This is a genomic window from Bradyrhizobium sp. 141 (assembly GCF_023074055.1).
GTDB lineage: Bacteria > Pseudomonadota > Alphaproteobacteria > Rhizobiales > Xanthobacteraceae > Bradyrhizobium.
This window is the reverse complement of record NZ_JADPKR010000064.1, coordinates 1-20,468: the sequence shown is the minus strand read 5'-3', so window position 1 is coordinate 20,468 and position 20,468 is coordinate 1. Positions and strand designations below refer to the sequence as shown.

21 protein-coding genes are annotated in these 20,468 nt (G+C 64.7%); 7 read left to right on the top strand and 14 right to left on the bottom strand.

The window, feature by feature from the left end; genetic code table 11:
• Positions 1 to 20: 20 nt before the first annotated feature.
• The 3 genes from IVA81_RS18225 to IVA81_RS18215 all read right to left on the bottom strand — a co-directional run bounded on the left by IVA81_RS18225 (position 21) and on the right by IVA81_RS18215 (position 4,052).
• Positions 21 to 761, bottom strand: a complete 741-nt coding sequence (locus tag IVA81_RS18225; protein WP_247320835.1) for a sulfate transporter family protein — start codon at positions 759 to 761, stop codon at positions 21 to 23.
• Positions 762 to 1,018: 257 nt separating this feature from the next.
• Entirely contained in the window at positions 1,019 to 1,465 is a 447-nt protein-coding gene (gene nikR, locus IVA81_RS18220; RefSeq protein WP_247320520.1) for a nickel-responsive transcriptional regulator NikR, read from the bottom strand.
• Between the two features lie 142 nt (positions 1,466 to 1,607).
• Positions 1,608 to 4,052: a heavy metal translocating P-type ATPase gene (locus IVA81_RS18215; protein WP_247320517.1), complete on the bottom strand. Its 2,445-nt coding sequence runs from the start codon at positions 4,050 to 4,052 to the stop codon at positions 1,608 to 1,610.
• Positions 4,053 to 4,102: 50 nt separating this feature from the next.
• On the opposite strand from IVA81_RS18215, the gene IVA81_RS18210 reads away from it, so the two are divergent.
• Positions 4,103 to 4,378 (top strand): metal-sensitive transcriptional regulator, encoded by a 276-nt coding sequence (locus IVA81_RS18210; protein WP_007598521.1) that lies wholly within the window; start codon positions 4,103 to 4,105, stop codon positions 4,376 to 4,378.
• A gap of 117 nt (positions 4,379 to 4,495) precedes the next feature.
• Here the strand turns inward: IVA81_RS18210 and IVA81_RS18205 are convergent, their stop codons facing one another.
• Complete coding sequence (locus IVA81_RS18205) at positions 4,496 to 5,473, bottom strand: YiiX/YebB-like N1pC/P60 family cysteine hydrolase (RefSeq protein ID WP_247320514.1); 978 nt, start codon at positions 5,471 to 5,473, stop codon at positions 4,496 to 4,498.
• Between the two features lie 192 nt (positions 5,474 to 5,665).
• On the opposite strand from IVA81_RS18205, the gene IVA81_RS18200 reads away from it, so the two are divergent.
• Positions 5,666 to 7,054, top strand: a complete 1,389-nt coding sequence (locus tag IVA81_RS18200; RefSeq protein ID WP_247320512.1) for an NAD(P)/FAD-dependent oxidoreductase — start codon at positions 5,666 to 5,668, stop codon at positions 7,052 to 7,054.
• A gap of 21 nt (positions 7,055 to 7,075) precedes the next feature.
• Here IVA81_RS18200 and IVA81_RS18195 read toward each other — a convergent pair whose 3' ends face one another.
• From IVA81_RS18195 to pheS, 4 genes are all read right to left on the bottom strand, one after another.
• Entirely contained in the window at positions 7,076 to 7,846 is a 771-nt protein-coding gene (locus IVA81_RS18195) for a sulfite exporter TauE/SafE family protein (RefSeq protein ID WP_247320510.1), read from the bottom strand.
• 55 nt (positions 7,847 to 7,901) lie between these two features.
• Positions 7,902 to 10,310: a phenylalanine--tRNA ligase subunit beta gene (gene pheT / locus IVA81_RS18190; protein WP_247320508.1), complete on the bottom strand. Its 2,409-nt coding sequence runs from the start codon at positions 10,308 to 10,310 to the stop codon at positions 7,902 to 7,904.
• Entirely contained in the window at positions 10,307 to 10,771 is a 465-nt protein-coding gene (locus tag IVA81_RS18185; RefSeq protein ID WP_247320505.1) for an endonuclease domain-containing protein, read from the bottom strand. The genes pheT and IVA81_RS18185 overlap by 4 nt, the downstream gene beginning before the upstream one ends.
• 80 nt (positions 10,772 to 10,851) lie before the next feature.
• Positions 10,852 to 11,934 (bottom strand): phenylalanine--tRNA ligase subunit alpha, encoded by a 1,083-nt coding sequence (pheS, locus tag IVA81_RS18180; protein ID WP_247320502.1) that lies wholly within the window; start codon positions 11,932 to 11,934, stop codon positions 10,852 to 10,854.
• A 151-nt stretch (positions 11,935 to 12,085) separates the two neighbouring features.
• Here pheS and IVA81_RS18175 point away from each other — a divergent pair, with 151 nt between their 5' ends.
• The gene (locus IVA81_RS18175) at positions 12,086 to 12,496 is read left to right on the top strand and encodes a hypothetical protein (RefSeq protein ID WP_247320500.1); all 411 of its coding nucleotides are present in this window, start codon (positions 12,086 to 12,088) and stop codon (positions 12,494 to 12,496) included.
• 11 nt (positions 12,497 to 12,507) lie between these two features.
• Here the strand turns inward: IVA81_RS18175 and rplT are convergent, their stop codons facing one another.
• Entirely contained in the window at positions 12,508 to 12,867 is a 360-nt protein-coding gene (rplT, locus tag IVA81_RS18170; protein ID WP_027561620.1) for a 50S ribosomal protein L20, read from the bottom strand.
• An 80-nt stretch (positions 12,868 to 12,947) separates the two neighbouring features.
• On the bottom strand, positions 12,948 to 13,148 hold the full coding sequence (gene rpmI, locus IVA81_RS18165) for a 50S ribosomal protein L35 (RefSeq protein WP_008539890.1): 201 nt from the start codon (positions 13,146 to 13,148) through the stop codon (positions 12,948 to 12,950).
• 272 nt (positions 13,149 to 13,420) lie between these two features.
• On the opposite strand from rpmI, the gene IVA81_RS18160 reads away from it, so the two are divergent.
• On the top strand, positions 13,421 to 13,825 hold the full coding sequence (locus IVA81_RS18160) for a hypothetical protein (RefSeq protein WP_247320499.1): 405 nt from the start codon (positions 13,421 to 13,423) through the stop codon (positions 13,823 to 13,825).
• 239 nt (positions 13,826 to 14,064) lie between these two features.
• Here the strand turns inward: IVA81_RS18160 and infC are convergent, their stop codons facing one another.
• Positions 14,065 to 14,604 carry a translation initiation factor IF-3 gene (gene infC / locus IVA81_RS18155; protein ID WP_091962567.1) on the bottom strand — a complete coding sequence of 180 codons (540 nt, stop codon included), beginning with the start codon at positions 14,602 to 14,604 and terminating at the stop codon, positions 14,065 to 14,067.
• Between the two features lie 246 nt (positions 14,605 to 14,850).
• Here infC and IVA81_RS18150 point away from each other — a divergent pair, with 246 nt between their 5' ends.
• Entirely contained in the window at positions 14,851 to 15,648 is a 798-nt protein-coding gene (locus IVA81_RS18150) for an alpha/beta hydrolase (RefSeq protein ID WP_247320496.1), read from the top strand.
• Positions 15,649 to 15,796: 148 nt separating this feature from the next.
• On the top strand, positions 15,797 to 16,264 hold the full coding sequence (locus IVA81_RS18145; RefSeq protein WP_247320495.1) for a nuclear transport factor 2 family protein: 468 nt from the start codon (positions 15,797 to 15,799) through the stop codon (positions 16,262 to 16,264).
• A 128-nt stretch (positions 16,265 to 16,392) separates the two neighbouring features.
• Here IVA81_RS18145 and IVA81_RS18140 read toward each other — a convergent pair whose 3' ends face one another.
• The 3 genes from IVA81_RS18140 to IVA81_RS18130 form a co-directional block, all read right to left on the bottom strand.
• Positions 16,393 to 17,190, bottom strand: coding sequence for an acyl-CoA thioesterase domain-containing protein (locus IVA81_RS18140; RefSeq protein ID WP_247320492.1), 798 nt, complete (start codon positions 17,188 to 17,190; stop codon positions 16,393 to 16,395).
• Between the two features lie 167 nt (positions 17,191 to 17,357).
• Entirely contained in the window at positions 17,358 to 18,494 is a 1,137-nt protein-coding gene (gene queG / locus IVA81_RS18135; protein WP_247320490.1) for a tRNA epoxyqueuosine(34) reductase QueG, read from the bottom strand.
• 118 nt (positions 18,495 to 18,612) lie between these two features.
• The gene (locus IVA81_RS18130; protein ID WP_247320488.1) at positions 18,613 to 19,305 is read right to left on the bottom strand and encodes a glutathione S-transferase family protein; all 693 of its coding nucleotides are present in this window, start codon (positions 19,303 to 19,305) and stop codon (positions 18,613 to 18,615) included.
• Positions 19,306 to 19,474: 169 nt separating this feature from the next.
• On the opposite strand from IVA81_RS18130, the gene IVA81_RS18125 reads away from it, so the two are divergent.
• The gene (locus IVA81_RS18125) at positions 19,475 to 20,281 is read left to right on the top strand and encodes an undecaprenyl-diphosphate phosphatase (RefSeq protein WP_246925019.1); all 807 of its coding nucleotides are present in this window, start codon (positions 19,475 to 19,477) and stop codon (positions 20,279 to 20,281) included.
• Positions 20,282 to 20,468: the final 187 nt, after the last annotated feature.

Here is a 20,468-nt window from a genome sequence, read left to right as displayed (position 1 = left end):
ACAGTGCTGCGTCGGGCGCGTCACCGCATCTGCCGCGCCGGCTCGATCAGCTCCGGCCGCGGGCCTGATAGCCGCTTGTGCATGTGGACCATGAAGGCCATGCCGAAGATCGGCGTCGCCAGATTGACGATCGGGATCGAGACGAAGGCGGCGATGAACAGGCCGGCGGTGAAGATGGTGGCGGCGTTGTCGCGCCGCATCGCCTTGGCCTCTTCCGGCGAGCGGAAGCGCATCGCGGCCAGCTCGAAATATTCACGGCCGAGCAGCCAGGCGGCGGCGAGGAAGAAGACCAGGAAGCCGGCGCCGGCGAACAACACCAGCGGCAGCGCGATCAGATAGACCAGGATCGTCAGCAGCGCGGTCTTGATACCCTCGAAGATCGCCCGATTGAACGGCAGCGCGACGCCCGGACGCTCGGCAGGGTAATGCTCGCGCTCGACGATGTCGGCGACATCGTCGACGAACAGGCTGGCCACCACCGAAGTGATCGCGGGCATCAGGAAGACGCCGCCGAACACGACGCCGAGGCCGGCGGCGATCGAAACGATCCAGGACAGGATCTCGAGCGAGGTGTGCCAGCCAGGCCCAAGCAGGCCCTCCAGCCAGACCTCACCAGAGGTCGCAAACCAGCTCAAGAGCCGCTGCAAACCGATCGCCAGCACGGTGATCAGCACGAGCGCAAGCCCGATCGATCGCCACAGGATCGAGCGCATCGGCGGCGAGATCATTTGCGACAGCGCCTTCACGGCGGCATCCAGCATAGGGGGCCCTTTCACGAAATTACCCGCGAGAGGTAGAGATGCACGGCGGTTTCGGCAAGGGAGGGCAGCTACGGCCTGCTCCCTTTGTCCCGACCACAGTATCGTAGGGTGGGCAAAGCGAAGCGTGCCCACGGCTTCTGTCGCGGTTTCGATTGATGGTGGGCACGGCGCAAGTGCGCCTTTGCCCACCCTACGAGATTGAGCTAGCGGATGGAGCCGCTCACCCACAAGGGTTACGCACCGTCTGCGCGGCCGACCTACCCGTGCCGATGCCCATGCTTGCGCCCCTTTGCCTGCTTGCCTTCCCCTGTCGGGATCATCACCACGCGGCCGTAGCGCACGCCGCGTTCGGCGATGATGTGGTCGGCGAAATGCCGGACTTCGGAGGCGTCGCCCCGAAGCGCCGTCATCTCCATGCAATTGTTGTCGTCGAGATGGACATGCAGGGTCGCCAGCGCGAGGTCGTGATGGCCGTGGAATTCCTGCACCAGTCGTTTCGACAGATCGCGGGCGGCGTGGTCGTAGACGTAGACGAGGCCGGCGACGCAGGGGCCGGTCTGCGCCGTGTCCTCGGTGCTCTGCTGCAGGCCGGCGCGGGCGAGATCGCGGATGATCTCGGAGCGGTTTTGATAGCCGCGTGCTTCCGCCGCCGCGTCAATCTCCGCCAGCAGATCGTCCTCGATCGTGATCGTAATTCGTTGCATCGGATCTTCCCCCGCGTCCCGCCTGTGTCCCGTGAACCGTAGAATCGTAGCCCGGATGGAGCGAAGCGCAATCCAGGACAGTCTCGATTTGTTAGCAGAACCCGGATTCCGCTTGCGCTCCATCCGGGCTACGCAGTCGTCCTCACAGCTGCGTCGCACGCAGCCGCAGCGCATTGCCGACCACACTCACCGAGGAAAGCGCCATCGCCGCTGCCGCGATGATCGGCGACAGCAGCACGCCGAAGGCCGGATAGAGGATGCCGGCGGCGATCGGAATGCCGGCGGCGTTGTAGATGAAGGCGAAGAACAGGTTCTGACGGATGTTGCTCATGGTCGCCTGCGACAGTTTTCGCGCCCGGACGATGCCGACGAGATCGCCCTTGAGCAGCGTCACGCCCGCGCTCTCCATCGCGACGTCCGTGCCGGTGCCCATGGCGATGCCGACTTCGGCGGCGGCCAGCGCCGGCGCGTCGTTGACGCCGTCGCCGGCCATCGCGACGATGCGGCCGGCCTTTTGCAGGTTGGTTACCACCGCGCTCTTCTGATCCGGCAGCACCTCGGCCTCGACCTCGGCGATGCCGAGCCGGCGTGCCACCGCTTCCGCCGTGGTGCGGTTGTCGCCGGTCAGCATGATCACCTTGATGCCTTCGGCAGCTAACGCCTTCAGCGCCTCCGCCGTCGAGGCCTTGACCGGATCGGCGATCGCGAACAGGCCGGCGAGCCGGCCATCGACGGCCATGTTGATCACCGTGGCACCGTCCTGGCGCAGCCGTTCGGCTTCAGTGTCGAGCGCCGTCGTGTCGATCCCGATCGAGGCGAGATATCTGGCGTTGCCGAGCGCGATGGTTTTGCCGTCGACCTTGCCGGTGGCGCCCTTGCCGGTCGGCGAGTCGAACTGCTCGACCTGGCCGACGGCAAGCTGCTTCTGCTTGGCCGCGCGCACGATCGCGTCAGCCAAAGGATGTTCGCTGGCGCGCTCGACGCTGGCTGCAAGCCGGAGGATGTCGTCTTCCGCGAAACCAGCAGCCGGCACGATCGCGACCACCTTGGGCTTGCCCTCGGTCAGCGTTCCGGTCTTGTCGACCACCAGCGTGTCGATCTTCTCCATCCGCTCCAGCGCCTCGGCGTTCTTGATCAGCACGCCTCCTTGCGCACCGCGGCCGACGCCGACCATGATCGACATCGGGGTCGCGAGGCCGAGCGCGCAGGGGCAGGCGATGATCAGCACGCTGACGGCGGCGACGAGACCGAAGGCGAGCCGCGGCTCCGGCCCGAACCACGACCAGGCCGCAAAGGCGGCGATGGCAACGGCAATGACGGTCGGCACGAACCAGCCCGCGACCTGATCGGCCAGCCGCTGGATCGGCGCGCGCGAGCGCTGCGCGTCCGCGACCATCTGCACGATCTGCGATAGCAGCGTCTCGCGTCCGACCTTGTCGGCGCGCATGATGAAGCTGCCCGACTGGTTCAGCGTGCCGGCGATCACCTTCGCGCCGCTCTCTTTCGTCACGGGCATGGATTCGCCGGTGACCAGGGATTCGTCGAGCGAGGAGCGCCCCTCCAGGATGGTTCCGTCGACCGGCACCTTCTCGCCGGGACGAACGCGCAACCGTTCGCCGGCATGAAGCGTATCGATCTCGACCTCATGCTCGCTGCCATCGGGCCCGACGCGACGCGCGGTCTTCGGTGCCAGCTGCAACAGCGCCTTGATCGCGCCCGAGGTCGCGTCACGCGCCCGCAGCTCCAGCACCTGACCGAGCAGCACCAACACGGTGATGACCGCAGCCGCCTCGAAATAGACGGCGACCGCGCCTTCATGGCCGCGGAAGGTCGCAGGAAAAATCTGCGGCGCGACGGTGCCGATGATGCTGTAGACATAGGCGACACCGGTGCCCATCGCGATCAGCGTGAACATGTTGAGGTTGCGCGTCATTAGCGATTGCCAGCCGCGGACGAAGAACGGCCAGCCGGCCCACAGCACCACGGGTGTGGCGAAGACGAGCTGGATCCAGTTCGAGAGCGTCTGATCGATCCAGTTGTGCGGACCTGCGAGATGGCCGCCCATCTCCAGCACCACGGCCGGCAGCGCCAGCGCGCCGCCGATCCAGAATCGCCGTGTCATGTCGGCAAGCTCCGGATTGGGGCCGGTTTCCAGGCTCGCCATTTCCGGCTCCAGCGCCATGCCGCAGATCGGGCAGCTGCCGGGGCCGACCTGGCGGATCTCCGGATGCATCGGACAGGTGTAGATCGTGCCGGCGGGCATCTCCGGCGCGGGCGCCTTGTCCTTGGCAAGATATTTGGCGGGATCGGCGGCGAACTTGCTGCGGCAGCCGGCGGAGCAGAAATGGAAGGTCTCGCCGTGATGTGTGAGGTTGTGCTTCGAGGTCGCGGGGTCGACGGTCATGCCGCAGACGGGATCGAGGACCTTGGTCGCACCATCACCATGGTCCTGCGCGTGATGATGCGCGTGGCCGGCGTGATCGCCGCAGCAGGATGACGCCGCAGGTGTGGCCGCCGGCGCAGCTTTGCTGGAACAGCCGCATCCTGTTTCCGGCTCGTGATGGTCCCCGTGTTCGGCGTCTTCCATGGCGAAGCTCCGGCCTTGCAATATATACCCTAGGGGGGTATATAGACCCCATGCGCAAGGACATCAAGGCATCTGTCGGAAAACGCCTCGGCCGGATCGAGGGCCAGGTTCGCGGCCTCTCGAAAATGGTAGAGGAGGACCGCTACTGCATCGACATCGTGACGCAGATCTCGGCGGTGCGTGCCGCGCTGCGCCGGGTCGAGGAGGAGGTCCTGAAGGATCACGTCGCCCATTGCGTCGAGCACGCGATCGCGAGCGGCGACAAGGCCGATCAGCGCGAGAAGATCGCGGAGCTGATGGCGGTGATCGGACGGGCGGAGCGGTAGGTTTTTATTTCGTCATTGCGAGGAGCGTAGCGACGAAGCAATCCAGAATCCCTCCGCGGACGGATTCTGGATTGCTTCGCTTCGCTCGCAATGACAGTGCTAGAGGTAGCACCGGGGCTACGCCGCGATCTCGCACGTATCTCCGCGGCGCCGCGCGCGGTACATCGCGAGTTCGTTCAGCCGCACAAAATGCTCGGAGAAATTACTGGTCATCTCCGAAGGCTGCGCCCTCACTTCTTCAGCCGGAATCTCAACCGGCGCCTCTTCGTCAATCGCCTCAGGAACGAGCGGCGGCGCACGGAGCGTTTCTGGAAACACACTGAATGTGCCCGCTACCTCCTCGAGCGGCTTCTGCTTGTCGGCCCAGTGCAACGCGGTGTAGTCGAACCCGTGCACGATGGTGGGTTTGACGACTTCGAAATAGGGCGAAATATCGAAGTCGCGCGGCATGTAGAGCGAGGAGTCCCGGATGTGCAGGATCTCGCGGCGGGCAGCGCGGCTGCCGGCCTTGGTGATCTTGGGCAGGATCGGGTAACGCACGGCATCAAATGCCTGCGCGATCAGCGCCGAGCAGATGATCTTGGTCGGATCGCCCGATCCCAGCGCGATCATGCGCCGCCGCCAGCGCTGCGGTATTGGCAGCGGGAACAGGAAGCGCATGAGGTCGACGATGTTCTTGGTGTCGTAGCCGAAGCCGATGCGGTTGATCGCATAGCGGCAGACCGTGGTGCGGTCCTCATAGGACAGCCCGACCGGGCGGCAGAGGCGGGTGTGATAGGGGAAATATTTCGACAGCGGCGCCGAGGTGACGCCTTCGCCGATATTGGCTTCGATCAGCACATGTGGCTCGCCGTCCGCCTCTACCGCGCCCTCGATCGGACCGACATAGAGTGCCGCATGCGACCAGGTCGACTGCGTCAGATATTTGATGATGCCGGAGATGCGGTTGTTGCCCTCGACCAGCAGCACGTCGCCGGGCTCGATGACGCCGCGCAGGTGCTCCGGGTCGCTCGGCGTGAACGGCTCGTAGCCGGGCACCTCCTTGGAGAGGTACGCGGCAATCAGCTTGCCGACTGAATCTAGGACCGTCCCCATCTCAAACTCCCCCCACGGCCTTTTCCGGCTGCCTTTTTCCCTTTTCTATCATGGTCGAAACGTGTTGCAATTCGGTTCATCACTCCGTGACATCAAGCACGATTGATTCACCATGATGGTTGCCGTGCAACATCAGATGCGTCAAGGTTCGCTGACTGTTCCCGTTTGCCGCAAGTCCCCGGAAACCATGACATGACAATCACGCGCCGCGGTTTCCTTTCGGCGTCGGCGGTTCTTGCCGCAATGCCGGCCCTGCGCGCAACCGCCGCGCCGCTGCCGCGCGAGGCCGACATCGTCGTGATCGGTGCGGGGGCCGCCGGAATCGCCGCCGCGCGGCGCATCATGGCGACGGGCCGCAAGGTCATCGTGGTGGAAGCGGCGTCCCAGATCGGCGGCCGCTGTATCACGGATAGCACGACCTTCGACACGCCGTTCGACCGCGGCGCGCGCTGGATGCACAATCCCGACACCAATCCGATGATCCGGCTGGCGCGCAGCGCGGGGCTCGACGTGCTGCCGGCGCCGTCGGGCCAGAAGATGCGCATCGGCCGCCGCAACGCGCGCGCCGGCGAGACCGAGCAGTTCCTGGCGGCGCTGGTGCGTGCCAACCGCGCGATCGACGAGGCCGCGCGCGGCAAGCTGGATACCTCTTGCGCGTCCGTGCTGCCGAAGGATCTCGGCGACTGGGCGGGCGCGGCCGAGTTCATGCTGGGCGCGAGCTTTGCCGGCAAGGACCTCAAGGAGCTGTCCGCGATCGACAAGGGACGCGCGCAAGACCGCAACGCGGCGATCGCCTGCCGTCAGGGCCTCGGCACGCTGATCACGAAACTCGGCGAGCAGGCGCCGGTGGCGCTGTCGACGCCGGCGAGCCGAATCGCCTGGAGCAACCGCGACGTCAGCGTGGAGACGCAAGCCGGCAAGATCGTCGCGCGCGCGGTCATCGTCACGGTCTCGACCAATGTGCTGACATCAGGCGCGATCAAGTTCACGCCCGATATTCCCAAGCGCACGTTAGACGCGGCATCAAAGCTCGGCCTCGGCAGCTACGATCGCATCATGCTGCAATTGCCGGGCAATCCGCTCGGCCTGTCGCGCGACGATATCCTCATCGAGCAGAGCAATTCGACGCGCACGGCGCTCATGTTCGCCAATATCGGCGGCTCCTCGCTCTGCTCCATCGATGTCGGCGGCGCGTTCGGCCGCGATCTCTCCGAGCAGGGGGAGAAGGCGATGGCGGCCTTCGCCAGGGAATGGATCACGAAATTGTTCGGCAGCGAGGCCGCGGCCGTCGTGCAGAAGACCAGCGCCACGCGCTGGAACGCGTCGCCTTTCGTGATGGGCGCCATGTCGGCAGCCTCCCCCGGCGGTCAGCTCTCGCGAAAGGTCTTGGCCGAGCCGATAGGCAATGTGTTTCTCGCGGGCGAGGCCACCCATGAGACGCTGTGGGGCACCGTCGACGGCGCCTGGGAAAGCGGCGAGCGCGCCGCGGACGCAGCCTTGCGCAAGATCGGTGCATTGAAGGACGAGCCAGCCGACGTACCGACGCAGTCGACGAAAAAGCGCCGGGTACCGCGGCAGTAGGGCAGGGACGACAGCGGTGGTTTACCGCAACAATCCATCCAGCACCGGCAGCCCGGCAATTACTGCCATGGCGATCAGCGCGTAGCAGATGCCGCGAAACACCCGCTCGCTCGCGCGGCCGAACAGCGAGGCTCCGAACGCGACACCCGCCGCATAGACCGGGCCGACGATGAGCGATAGCAGCAGCGACTCGCGCGAGATCAGGCCGGTCGTCGCATAGCTGATCATCGAGAAGAAATCGGACGCGCCGAAGAACAGCACGATATTGGCGCGCGCGACGATCGGGGCGATGGGGCGACCGAGCCAGTAGCCGACGATCGGCGGCCCGCCAGTCTGCGCGAGGCCACTGCAGAAACCCGAGAGGCCGCCAATGCCGACCGCGAGCCAGGCGTGGTCCTTGCCGCGATAGCGCCAGCCCGACAGCAGCAGTAGCAACAGCGCCGCGACGAAGCAGGAGATGATCCAGCGCGTGGTGACGGGTTCGAGCACGCTGAGAAAATAGGTGCCGACGGGTACGCCCACCAGCGCACCCAGCACGATCACGGCGGTGGCCTTGCGGTCGGCCTTGCGCCATGCGTCCGGCAGCAGTGGCGCGGCCGAGACAAAATCGATCACGAGCAGCAAGGCGGCAACGAGCCGCGGCGCAGCGATGCTGCTCGCCAGCGGCATGAAGATCAGCGCCGAGCCGAAGCCGGAGAAGCCGCGCGCGGTGCCCGAAACGAAAGCGACGGCGCAGAGCGCCATCGCAATGGTGAGGCTGACGTCCTTCGGAAGGAAATCAGCGAGGGTCATGCTCTATGATTCTGGAGCATGATGTTGTCCGAAAACCGCTTCACACTTTTCGGCATCATGCTCGGAGCGTGCCGCCGGTCTTCTTCGTGACCTCCGTCACGATCTTGGCGCCGACAGCTTCGATCTCCTGGTCGGTCAGCGTCTTCTCGCGCGGCTGGAGCGTGACCGCGACCGCGATCGACTTCTTGCCGTCGTCGATGCCCTTACCCTCATAGACGTCGAAGACGCTCACGCCGGTGATCAGCTTCTTGTCGACGCCTTGCGCGGCACGCACGATGTCGCCGGCCTTCACGGTGCGATCGACGATGAAGGCGAAGTCGCGTGACACCGGCTGGAACGCCGACAGCTCGATCACGGGCTTGGCGCGGGTCGGCTTTTTCTTGGCCTCGGGGATACGGTCGAGGATCACCTCGAACACCATCAGCGGGCCATCGGCGCCGAGCGCCTCGAGCGCGCGGGGATGCATCTCGCCGAAAGTGCCGAGCACGTTCTGCGGCCCGATCTGGATCGTGCCGGAGCGACCCGGATGGAGCCATGCCGGACCGCCCGCGACGATCTGCAGCGCCTGCATCGGCGCGCCGGCGGCAGCCAGCACCGCCAGCGCATCCGCCTTGGCGTCGAACAGATCGGCCTGGGCTGAGCCCGACCAGTGCCGCCCCAGACCTTCCGACGAGGCAAAGCCGCGGCGAACGCCGCTCGCCGCCATGAACTGATCCTGCGGACGATCACCTTTGAAGACCTGGCCGACCTCGAACAGCGCGACATCGCCAAAGCCGCGATCGGCATTGGCCTGCGCCGCCGCGACCAGGCCCGCGAGCAGGGTCGGACGCATGTCGGAGAGATCCGACGCGATCGGGTTGGCGACTTCGAGCTCGCGCTGGCCGCCACCGAACAATTGCGCCGCGGACTTCGTGATGAAGGACCAGGTCACCGCTTCGATGATGCCGCGGCTCGCGAGCGCGCGCCTGGCGCGGCGGGTGCGCAGCTGAAGCGGCGTCAGCACCGGTTTGCGCGCGTCCTCGCCGCGTTCGAACGGCGTCATCGGCACCTTGTCGACGCCGAAGATGCGGACGATCTCCTCGACGATGTCGGCCTTGCCGTGCACGTCCGAGCGCCACGAGGGCACAGCGACCTTCACGACGGGGCCCGGGCCCGCCATCATGAAGCCGAGATGGGTCAGGATACGCTTCATCTCCGCTTGCGGCACCTCGATGCCGGAGAGACGCTTGACCTCGGTGACGGGGAAATCGATCACACGGTCGTCGCCGAAGGATTTGCCGACCACGATGGTCTCGGACGGCGCGCCGCCGCACATTTCCATCACCAGCTTGGTCGCAAGCTCGAGGCCGGGCACCATGAAGGCCGGATCGACGCCGCGCTCGAAGCGATAGCGTGCGTCCGAATTGATGCCGAGCTTGCGGCCGGTCTGGGCGATGTTGATCTCGTTCCACAGCGCCGATTCGATCAGCACGTCGGTGGTATCATCGTCGCAGCCCGAGGCCTCGCCGCCCATGATGCCGGCGAGCGATTCGACGCCGTGCTCGTCCGCGATGACGCAAATGGCGGGATCGAGATTGTAGGTGCGGCCGTCGAGCGCGAGCAGCGTCTCACCGTCGCGCGCGCGGCGCACGACGAGATTGCCCCTCACCTTCTTCGCGTCGAACACGTGCAGCGGGCGTGCGCGGTCGTAGGTCATGAAGTTGGTGATGTCGACCAGCGCGTTGATCGGACGCAGCCCGATCGCGGTCAGCCGCTTCTGCAGCCATTCCGGCGATGGGCCGTTCTTGACGCCGCGCACGAGGCGAAGCGCGAAGCCCGGACAGAGCGTGGAATCCTCGACCGTGACCTTCACCGGGCACGGGAATTCGCCCCTGATCGGCTTGATGGTGGGGTCTTTGAATTTGCCCATGTCGGCCGCGGCAAGGTCGCGCGCGATGCCGTGCACGCCGGTGCAGTCCTGCCGGTTCGGCGTCAAATTGATCTCGACCACGGGATCGCCGAGCGCGGCCCATTCGGCATAGCCGGCGCCGAGCGGCGCGTCCGCCGGCAATTCCATGATGCCGTCATGGTCGTTGGAGATCTGCAGCTCCGCCGCCGAGCACAGCATGCCGCGGCTTTCGACGCCGCGGATGGTGCCGACACCCAGCGTGATGTCCTTGCCGGGAATGTAAGTGCCGGGCGGCGAGAACACGCTGACGAGACCCGCACGCGCATTCGGCGCGCCGCACACCACCTGCACCGGCGCGCCACCGTCACCGGTGTCGACCATGCAGACGCGCAGACGATCGGCATTCGGATGCTGCTCGGCCGAGATCACCTTCGCAATGGTGAAGGGCTTCAGCGCCTTCGCCTTGTCCTCGATATTCTCGACCTCGAGCCCGATCATGGTGAGCTTCTCGGCGAGCTTGTCCAAGGGCTCATCGGTCTCGAGATGATCCTTCAGCCAGGAGAGGGTGAATTTCATGGCTGTGTGCCTCGGCTCTTGTCGGTGGAGTTACTTTGGTCGGTGGTAGTGTTCCCTCCCCCCTTGTGGGGGAGGGTCAGGGAGGGGGGTGAGCCGCGGGCTCCGGCTGAACTTGCCTGGCGAATTGCCTCAACAACTCCCTCGAGGTTCGTCATCACCTGATCGTTGGTGAAGCGCAGAACCTGAAAGCCCTCGGCTGCGAAGAACGCGTCGCGACGCTCATCCTTCTTCCGACGTTCCTCGAAATCGTGGGATTCTCCATCGAGCTCAATAATGAGCTTCGAGGAGAAGCACACGAAGTCGGCGATGTAATTTCCGATTGGCGTTTGGCGACGGATACCGACGCCATCCATCCGATTAGCCTTGAGGTATCGCCACAGCAGCGTTTCGGCGCGCGTCATCGCTCGGCGAAGCTGTTTCGCTCGGCTGCGCTGACGCTCGCTCACAACTGCATGCGGCATCCGCGGCTACCCCCCTCCCTGACCCTCCCCCACAAGGGGGGAGGGAACGGAGAGAGTCTTTGTAGGTCCGATCACAGCCATCACGAGCTCAGCCCTCCGGCAAGCGTTGGCACTTCGAGCGGCTTGAAGCCGTAGTGGGACAGCCAGCGGACGTCGCTGTCGAACAGCTGGCGCAGGTCGGCGATGCCGTATTTCAGCATGGCGATACGATCGATGCCCATGCCCCAGGCAAAGCCCTGGTACTCGTCGGGATCGATGCCGCAGGCGCGCAGCACGTTCGGATGCACCATGCCGCAGCCGAGAATCTCGAGCCAGTCCTCGCCCTCGCCGAAGCGGATCTCGCCCTTGTCGCGGCGGCACTGGATGTCGACTTCCAGCGACGGCTCGGTGAACGGGAAGAACGAGGGGCGGAAGCGCATGTTGATGTGGTCGACCTCGAAGAACGCCTTGCAGAACTCATGCAGGATCCATTTGAGGTGGCCGAGATGCGAGGTCTTGTCGATGACGAGGCCTTCGACCTGGTGGAATTGCGGCGTGTGGGTCGCATCCGAATCGATGCGGTAGGTGCGGCCCGGACAGATCACGCGGATCGGCGGCTTCTGGCTCAGCATGGTGCGCACCTGCACCGGCGAGGTGTGGGTGCGCAACAGCATGCGCGAGCCGTCCTCCCTCGGATGGAAGAAGAACGTGTCGTGCATCTCGCGCGCGGGATGGCCTTCGGGGAAGTTCAGCTTGGTGAAGTTGTAATCGTCGGTCTCAATGTCGGGGCCTTCGGCGACCGAGAAGCCCATGTCGGCGAAGATCGTGGTCAGCTCATCCCAGACCTGGCTCAGCGGATGGATGCGGCCGGCTTCAGTCGGCGCGTCGCGCAGCGGCAGGGTGACGTCGATGGTTTCCGACGCCAGCCGCGCATCGAGCGCCGCGGATTTCAAGACGTCGCGCCGGGTCGTGAGGGCCTCGGTGACCTTGTCCTTGGCCTGGTTGATCGCAGCGCCTTGGGTCTTGCGCTCGTCCGGCGCCATCTTGCCGAGCGTGGCGAGGAGTGCCGAGATCGACCCCTTCTTGCCGAGCGCTGCGACGCGCACCGCTTCGAGGGCGGCCTCATCGCCGGCGGCGGCGATCTGGTCGAGGATGGATGTTTCGAGCGTTGCGAGGTCGGACACGGTCAAATCCCTGCTGCCAAATTCGGCTGGGTTGTCGCCGCCCAAAGGCCGTAACGTCAAGCGAAAAGCCGGTCATTTCAGGCCTGCGACCGGCTGGGTTGAACCTCACGCGGGGGCTTGGCACCAAGGGGGATACGAGGAGACTCTTGCGATGCTTTCGAAACCCTGCCTGGTCGCTTTCGCCGTCGTGCTGTCGGTTGCCGGGACGCCTGCGCGCGCCATGGTTTGCATGGACAAGTCCATGACGCTGGACGAGGTCGTCGACACCATCGGCACCCAGAAGAGCTGCGAAAGCGCGATGAAGGTGTTTCAGGATTGCCAATTGACCGCGAGCGGCGATGTCCAGCTCGGTGCCGCCGTCGAAAAGAAATGCGAGGCGGACTTCATGCCTGGCATCAATGCCGCGCGGAAACAGGCCTACCAACGCGAGATGCGCGTTTGCGACCTCAAGTACCGGAATAAATCCGGCACTATGTATCTGTCGTTCGCGGCGTTCTGCCGGGCGGAGGTCGCCCAGCGCTACTCGCAGCGCGCGCTGAAGGCCGGCGGAGCCGGCCGCTAGCGCCGCACGGCTCAGGCAGCGAGAGCGGCTTTGGCCTTCTCGGCGATCGCCTGGAAGGCCGCAGGCTCGCTGATCGCGAGATCCGACAGCACCTTGCGGTCCACGGTGATCCCGGACTTGGCCATGCCATCGATAAATCGGCTGTAGGTCAGGCCGAACGGACGGACGGCAGCGTTGATGCGCTGGATCCAGAGCGCGCGGAACGTCCGCTTCTTACGCTTGCGGTCGCGGAAGGCGTATTGCTGGGCCTTCTCCACGGCCGGCTTGGCGGCGCGGATGGTGTTCTTGCGGCGGCCATAGAAGCCCTTGGCGGCCTTGTAGACTTTCTTGTGCTTGGCGTGGGCGGTCACACCGCGTTTGACGCGAGACATGACAAATATCCTTCAGAGATGACTTGGTTTTCGGATCGCCGCGCGAATGCGGCGCGAGGTGGCAGTGATCGTGGACGCGATCAGGCGTTCGGCAAGAAGTACTTCTTGACGTTGTCGCCGTCGGTCTTGAACAGCACGCGGGTGCCGCGGAGCTGACGGATCTGCTTCTTCGTCCGCTTGATCATGCCGTGACGCTTGCCACGCTGGGCGTGCATCACTTTGCCGGTGGCAGTCACCTTGAAGCGCTTTTTAGCGCCCGATTTGGTCTTCAGCTTGGGCATTTGGCTCTCCTAATGGCACAGAGATCCGCCCGCGAAGGCGGCTGGCCGTCAAAAATGCTCGTTAGAGCGTTGATTGTGCTCAGGTTTCTACGAACAAGCGCGAAACCCGCACGAAACACCGCCACGGCAGCCCTTAATCAGCCGGGCGATGAAGGCCGGGCTTATGACAGAGAACGGGCGAATTGGCAACGATGAACCGGTGGAACCTAGCCGGCGACTATCCGGAATTGCTACCTTCATGTCCCAGCCGTGTCGCCTGGAGCAGGACCAAAATGGCCTATTTTTCCCAATCGCTTTCGTCTCTGACTGATTTCGCTCGTCCGCGCCGCCTGGCGCTGCTCACCTTGCTCGCCACGGCTGCGCTGCCCTCGACTGCCGATGCCCGCATCGGCGGCTATGACGGTGTTTGGAACGTCACCTTCGCCACCACCCGGGGCAATTGCAGCTCCGGCTACAGCGTCCCCTTCACCGTAACAGGCAACCGCGTCTCGTCCGCCGGCGGCGGCCGGGTCTCCGGCAGGGTGAAGCGCGGCGGCGCCGTCGCGGTCCAGGTCTCGGTCGGCGCGTCCCATGCCAGCGGCGGCGGCCGGCTCGCCGGTGTGGTCGGTGCCGGGTCGTGGAAAGGCATCATCTCCGGCGACCAATGCAGCGGCACCTGGCAGGCGACGAGGACGTAGCCGTCGCTGGGAAGGCGGTGCGCTCCCTCCCCCGCTTGCGGGGGAGGGTTGGGGAGAGGGTGCCTCCGCAACGGGATAGTTTTCCAGAGGAGAGAGCCCTCACCCGGCGCTTCGCGCCACCCTCTCCCGCAAGCGGGCGAGGGTGCAGCAACGCTCGCGGCGTGCACCCCCGCACAAAACAAAACGGCCCGCCGGAAATCCGGACGGGCCGTTGAATTATCAGTCCTGACAAACCGGCGTCAGCGCGGCGCCAGCACCATGACGACCTGACGGCCCTCGAACCGCGCGTCCTGCTCGACCTTGGCGAGCTCGGCGACGTCGGTCTTGATCTTGTCGAGCAGCTTGGTGCCGATCTCCTGGTGCGCCATTTCGCGGCCGCGATAGCGCAGCGTGATCTTGACCTTGTCGCCCTCTTCGAAGAAGCGCTGCATCGCGCGCATCTTCACGTCGTAATCGTGGTCGTCGATCATCGGGCGGAGCTTGATCTCCTTGATCTCGACGATCTTCTGCCGCTTGCGGGCTTCGGCGGCTTTTTTCTGGGCGGAATATTTATACTTCCCGTAGTCCATGATCTTGCAGACGGGAGGGCTGACGTTCGGCGAGATCTCGACCAGATCCATGCCGGCCTCCTGGGCCATGCGGATGGCCGCAACAGTCTCGACCGTGCCTTTGTTGTCACCGGCCTGATCGATCAGCTGGATCTGCGCATTGCGAATATCATCATTGATGCGCGGCCCATCTTTGCTGGCGACGGGCGGGGCTTTATTGGGACGGCGAATGGGTGGTTCTCCAAAGTTGTGAAAGAGGCTGCTATTTTGCAGGAAGATGCGTTTGCCGGCAAGCAATTCGCTCGGACCGCGATCGAAAAACCCTCAAATGCGAGGTATTTCGGCCACGCCTGGGCACGCTGACCGACATAGACACCTTGCTTCCGTTCCGCAAGCGTCCCAAAGGGGCAATGCCGGTATCCGGCGCTGCGGAATACGACCGGACAGCTCAAACCGCGCAGCCAGGGGAAACGTTCCATGACCCATGCAATTCCCGAGGCCGTGCCCGGCTCCATCGACGTGGGCGAGGGCAGGTCAGCACGCAGGATCGCGGTACGCAGCCGGCCCGGGCAAGGGCCCGGGCTGCTCTGGCTCGGCGGATTCAAGTCGGACATGCAGGGCAGCAAGGCCTTGGCGCTGGACGGCTGGGCCCGGGATCACGGCCGCGCAATGGTCCGGTTCGACTATTCCGGCCACGGCGAATCCGGCGGCGATTTCGCCGATGGAACCATCGGGCGCTGGCTGCAGGAGAGCGTGGCCGTGTTCGAGCGCTTCTGCGCGGGCCCGCAGGTCCTGATCGGTTCCTCCATGGGCGGCTGGATGGCGCTGCTGCTCGCGCGCGAGATCAAGAAGCGGCAGGAGAAACAAGCCAAGGCGTCGCTGGCCGGTCTCGTCCTGATCGCGCCGGCGCCGGATTTCACCGAAGAGCTGATGTGGAAGAATTTTTCGTCAGCGGTGAAGCAGGAGATCGAGACCAAGGGCGTTTGGATGAGGCCGTCGGACTATGGCGACGGCTCGCCCTATCCGATCACGCGGAACCTGATCGAGGAGGGGCGCAATCATCTCGTGCTCGGCAGCGCCATCGATCTCGGCTGCCCGGTCCGCATCCTGCAAGGCGCGCAGGATCCCGATGTGCCCTGGCAGCACGCCTTCGCGCTGACGCACCGCCTGCCGGCCGACGACGTCGTGCTGACCATGATCCAGGACGGCGATCACCGTCTCTCCCGCCCGCAGGACATCGCGCGCATTCTTGCCGCGGTGGCGGAGATCGGGTGAAGTGCTGCCTCAGCACTCGGTGTCATCGCCCGACTTGATCGGGCGATCCAGTATTCCAGAGACCGTCGGGGCTGGGTCGAGAAGCCGCGGCGTACTGGATGCCCCGGTCAAGCCGGGGCATGACAGAGATCGGGAGGGAGAAGCAACAATGACCACCACCGCCATGCTGCGCGCCTTCTGCGACGCGGTCGAGCAGCGCAACGGCCGCGCATTTGCCGAGCTGTTCACCGAGGACGGCATCTATCACGACGTGTTCTACGGCGCCTTCGCCGGCCGCGTGAAGATCGCCGAGATGATCGACGACTGGTTCTATCGCACGGCGACCGATTTCCGCTGGGACATGCATGACCCCGTCACCGACGGCACCACGCTCTATGCGCGCTACACCTTCAGCTACAAATCAACCCTGCCGGAAGCGAACGGCGCGCGGGCGATGTTCGAGGGCGTCGCGATCATGACGCTGCGTGACGGCCAGATCGTTTGCTATCACGAGGTCGCCAACACCGCGCCGGCTTTTGTCGACCTGAAGTTTGCGCCGGAACGGATTGCGAAGATCGTCGCCAAGCAGGGCGCCGAGCTGAAGGCGCGGCCGGCGATGCGGCGGCACCTCACCTAGCCGTCATTCCGGGGCGCGCGTAGCGCGAGCCCGGAATCCATCAGACGGCAGCAATGGTGGAGGAATGGATTCCGGGTTGGCGCCAAGTGGCGCGCCCCGGAATGACGACAGTAGCGAAGGGCGCGCCGCTACCGCTTCGACGGATTCACGATCGGCTTGCGCTGCGCCAGCGCCGCCACCGTCGCGGTGCCGATCGGGCCCTGTTCGTCGTAGAGCCAGCATTCGCCGATCGCGACGCCGTCGGTGGCGTGATGGTTCACCACCTCGAAGCCGATCCAGTTCGTCACCGGCAGACGGTGTAGATAGATCGTCACGTCGCTGTTGATGTAGCCGAGACCCTTGTCGCCGGCGTTCGCAAACGGGCTGGCGAAATCGGCGCCGGTGGCGACATGGACGAACGGCGTCATCGGCACGCCTGCAACGAGCTCGCGCACCTCGCTCATCCAGAGCCGGCGCGGGCCGAGCGAGCCCATATGGCCGACAATGGGGCGCGTCGTCCATTTGCCGTTCATGCCGAGCCTGGGATCGGTGGGCTTCGGAATGTCGGCCGGCTTCGGCACGTCCCAATTTGGCGGCGACCAGACATTGCCTTCAGGGTTTTGCGTCTTGCGCAGCAGCTGGCACGAGGCGCGCGCCATGCTGACGCCGCCAGAGACGAACTCCGCTTCCACCACGCGGATGCGCAGACCGTCGCGCACCAGGCGCGTCGTCACCTCGATCGGCTTGTCGATGGTCGGCAGCCGAAACATGTCGACCGTGAGCCGCGCCGGCACGAATTCAGGCCCGGAATGGCGCTCCTCGATGGCGAAGCCGAGCAGGCCGATGATGACGCGCCCGTGCAGTGATTTCGGATCCCACGGGCCGTTGGCGACTTCCGTCGGATGGAATGTGTCGCCGTCACGGGTGAAGAAAGGCATGTTTGTCATGACGCGCGAGATTGCTGGAATGAGTGGGGAAATCAAGTGTTGCCACAACAACCGCTGTCATCGCCCGACTTGATCGGGCGATCCAGTATTACAGAGACGGCAGTAATTGAGTCGAGAGGCCGCGGCGTACTGGATTCCCCGCTTTCGCGGGGAATGACAGCAGTGGACTAGGAAGCGGCCTGCCACTCCTCGCGCACGCTGTCGTCGTGCTCGTTGGCAAGCGCGTTTGCGCCGAGCGCCTCAAACTGCTCCCGCGCCACCAACTGCCCCAGCGCCCACACCGCAGCCCCGCGCACCAGCGGGCTCGCATCGTCGAGCAATTGCCGCGCTTCCTCCGCCAGCGTCGCATCGCCGGAGTTGCCGATCGCAATCAGCACGTTCCGCAAAAAGCGGTCGCGGCCGATGCGCTTGACCGGCGATTTCGTGAACAGCGCGCGAAACGCGGCGTCGTCGAGCCGTGCCAGCTCCGCAAGTTCAGGTGCACGCAATTCGTCGCGCGCGGCGAGCTTGGCCTCGCGTCCTTCCTGCGCGAACTTGTTCCAGGGACACGCCGCGAGGCAGTCGTCGCAGCCGTAGATGCGATTGCCGATGGCTTTGCGAAACTCGCGCGGGATCGGCCCCTTGTTCTCGATGGTCAGGTACGAGATGCAGCGCCGCGCATCGAGCTTGTAGGGCGCGGGGAACGCCGCGGTCGGGCAGATGTCGAGGCAGGCCTGGCACGAGCCGCAATGATCGATCTCGGCGTCGTCGCGCGGCAACTCCAGCGTGGTGTAGATCGCGCCGAGAAACAGCCACGAGCCGAATTCGCGTGAGACGAGGTTGGTGTGCTTGCCCTGCCAGCCGAGACGCGCGGTTTGCGCCAACGGCTTCTCCATCACCGCCGCGGTGTCGACGAACACCTTCACGTCCGATGGCGCGGTCGCGACCAGCCAACGCGCCAGCGCCTTCAGCCGCTTCTTGATGAGGTCGTGATAGTCGTCGCCTTGCGCATAGACCGAGATCGCCGCGCGCGTGCGCTGTTCGAGGATCGCGAGCGGATCCTGGTCGGGACCGTAATTGACGCCGAGCATGATCACGCTGCGCACGTCGCGCCACAGCCCGCGTGGATCGACGCGGCGCTCCGGCTGTGCGGCGAGCCAGTCCATGTCGCCGTGACCGCCCGAGGCGATGAATTCGAGGAAGTATTTTCCGGCGTTTTCGATCATGCCGGGTGCGGTGACGCCGACGCAGTCGAAGCCGAGCGCACGCGCTTCGCGCGCAAGCGCCGCACGCAGCTCAACATTGCCTGCGTCGAATTTGATCACCAATGCATCCACACTCGTCATGGCCGGGCTTGTCCCGGCCATCCACGTTCTTGCTGAGCATTCACGAGAACAGAAAGTACGTGGATGCCCGGGACAAGCCCGGGCATGACGACCTTCGTCAGAAATCCAGGTCCACATAAGTCCGCGATGCCGGCACGCCGGCCAGCCATTCGCTGAGGAGCGGACGGAACGACGGGCGGGACTTCACCCGCGCGTACCACGCCTTTGCTGCGTCGTCCTCGCTCCATGGCACGTCGCCCAGATAGTCGATCGCCGAGAGATGCGCCGCGGCGGCGAGATCCGCGTAAGTGAGCCGGTCGCCGGCGAGGAAATTACGCGTCTGCGCCAGCCAGCCGATATAGGCCAGATGATAGCGCACATTGGCCTTGGCCGCGCGCATCACGTCGGCGGAAGGCGCGCCGCCGCCGTTTTCCTCGCTCATGAAGCGCTTGTAAATGCGCTCGGTGACGAGAGGGTGCGAGACCTCCTCGAAGAACTTTTCGTTGAACCAGGCCATCAGCCGGCGCACCTCGACGCGCTCGGAGATCGTTTCCGGCATCAGGCGCTTGGGTCCCATCTCGGCGCCATAGGCCTCGTCGACATATTCGGCGATGATCGCCGCGCCCGGGATCGGCGGCTGCTCGTCGTCCACCATCACGGGCGTCGTGCCTGCCGCGTTGAGCAACAGAAACGCCTCGCGCCGTTCCCAGCTGCGCTCCTCGACCAGCTTCAGGTCGAGCCCGTATTCGCCCGCGATCAGGCGGATGAAGCGCGAATGCGGACAGAACGGATGATGAAACAGCGTAAACATGAAGCCTTTGACTATTTGATGGTGCTTAAGAATCCATCAATGTTTGTGCGGCGCCACACTAGTCCTTCAAAACCGCGAAGCAAGGGCGTGATTTCGCATTTTGCGATTGCGGCATGGGGGCGAATAGGCGAGAAGGGCCCCGCTTTTCCAGCCGAAATGGACCGTAAATATGTCAGATGCAATACGGGCAGTGATCCTCGGCATCATCGAGGGTGTGACCGAGTTCCTTCCCGTGTCCTCGACCGGCCACCTCTTGCTTGCGGAACGCTTCTTCCATCTTGGTGAAGGCGCCTTCTGGGATTCGTTTACGGTTCTGATCCAGTTAGGTGCGATCCTCGCGATCGTCGGACTTTACTTCAAGAAGCTGTGGGATGTCGTGATCGGCTTCTTCACGGGCGATGCTTATGCGCGCCGCTTCGTGATTGGCGTGCTGGTCGCGTTTCTGCCCGCCGTGATCGTCGGCCTCGTCGCCGGTAAATACATCAAGAGCGTGTTGTTCAATCCCTGGGTGGTGTGCTTCACGCTGATCGTCGGCGGCGCCATCCTGCTCTGGGTCGACAAGCTCGACCTCAAGCCGCGCGAGCATGACGCCACCCGGTTTCCGCTGCTGATGTATCTCTATATCGGCATCGCGCAGTGCGTGGCGATGATCCCGGGCGTGTCGCGTTCCGGCGCCAGCATCGTTGCCGCGATGTTCCTGGGCGCCGACAAGCGCGCGGCGGCGGAGTTCTCGTTCTTCCTCGCCATCCCCACCATGATCGGGGCGTTCGCCTACGATTTCTACAAGAACCGCTCCGAGATGACGATGGACCATATGGGCATCGTCGCGATCGGCTTCGTGGTGTCGTTCATCACCGCGATCATCGTGGTCAAGACGTTCCTGGAATACGTCACCCGGCATGGCTTCGTGGTGTTCGCCTGGTGGCGCGTCATCGTCGGCACGCTCGGCCTGATCGCGCTGGCGCTGGGGCGGTAGGCATACCGCCGTAGTGGCCGTAGCCCGGATGGAGCGAAAGCGTAATCCGGGGCCGCCGTGCTTGTGGCACGATCCCGGGATTGCGCTGCGCTCCATCCGGGCTTCTGTAACGGGCCTTGGTTAGTCAATCCCTTTTTGCGTCATCCACTCGCTGGGCACTTGCTTCTGTACGGGATCGGCGCGGTGG

Bases quoted from the DNA above. Each gene is read 5' to 3' on its own strand.
- IVA81_RS18175 (WP_247320500.1), top strand. From the start codon at position 12,086: ATGCTTTCGAAACCCTGCCTGGTCGCTTTCGCCGTCGTGCTGTCGGTT.
- IVA81_RS18200 (WP_247320512.1), top strand. From the start codon at position 5,666: ATGACAATCACGCGCCGCGGTTTCCTTTCGGCGTCGGCGGTTCTTGCC.
- rpmI (WP_008539890.1), bottom strand. From the start codon at position 13,148: ATGCCCAAGCTGAAGACCAAATCGGGCGCTAAAAAGCGCTTCAAGGTG.
- nikR (WP_247320520.1), bottom strand. From the start codon at position 1,465: ATGCAACGAATTACGATCACGATCGAGGACGATCTGCTGGCGGAGATT.
- IVA81_RS18140 (WP_247320492.1), bottom strand. From the start codon at position 17,190: ATGACAAACATGCCTTTCTTCACCCGTGACGGCGACACATTCCATCCG.
- IVA81_RS18195 (WP_247320510.1), bottom strand. From the start codon at position 7,846: ATGACCCTCGCTGATTTCCTTCCGAAGGACGTCAGCCTCACCATTGCG.
- IVA81_RS18210 (WP_007598521.1), top strand. From the start codon at position 4,103: ATGCGCAAGGACATCAAGGCATCTGTCGGAAAACGCCTCGGCCGGATC.
- IVA81_RS18225 (WP_247320835.1), bottom strand. From the start codon at position 761: ATGCTGGATGCCGCCGTGAAGGCGCTGTCGCAAATGATCTCGCCGCCG.
- IVA81_RS18125 (WP_246925019.1), top strand. From the start codon at position 19,475: ATGTCAGATGCAATACGGGCAGTGATCCTCGGCATCATCGAGGGTGTG.
- IVA81_RS18205 (WP_247320514.1), bottom strand. From the start codon at position 5,473: ATGGGGACGGTCCTAGATTCAGTCGGCAAGCTGATTGCCGCGTACCTC.
- IVA81_RS18130 (WP_247320488.1), bottom strand. From the start codon at position 19,305: ATGTTTACGCTGTTTCATCATCCGTTCTGTCCGCATTCGCGCTTCATC.
- rplT (WP_027561620.1), bottom strand. From the start codon at position 12,867: ATGTCTCGCGTCAAACGCGGTGTGACCGCCCACGCCAAGCACAAGAAA.
- IVA81_RS18215 (WP_247320517.1), bottom strand. From the start codon at position 4,052: ATGGAAGACGCCGAACACGGGGACCATCACGAGCCGGAAACAGGATGC.
- pheT (WP_247320508.1), bottom strand. From the start codon at position 10,310: ATGAAATTCACCCTCTCCTGGCTGAAGGATCATCTCGAGACCGATGAG.
- IVA81_RS18160 (WP_247320499.1), top strand. From the start codon at position 13,421: ATGGCCTATTTTTCCCAATCGCTTTCGTCTCTGACTGATTTCGCTCGT.
- IVA81_RS18145 (WP_247320495.1), top strand. From the start codon at position 15,797: ATGACCACCACCGCCATGCTGCGCGCCTTCTGCGACGCGGTCGAGCAG.
- IVA81_RS18185 (WP_247320505.1), bottom strand. From the start codon at position 10,771: ATGCCGCATGCAGTTGTGAGCGAGCGTCAGCGCAGCCGAGCGAAACAG.
- IVA81_RS18150 (WP_247320496.1), top strand. From the start codon at position 14,851: ATGACCCATGCAATTCCCGAGGCCGTGCCCGGCTCCATCGACGTGGGC.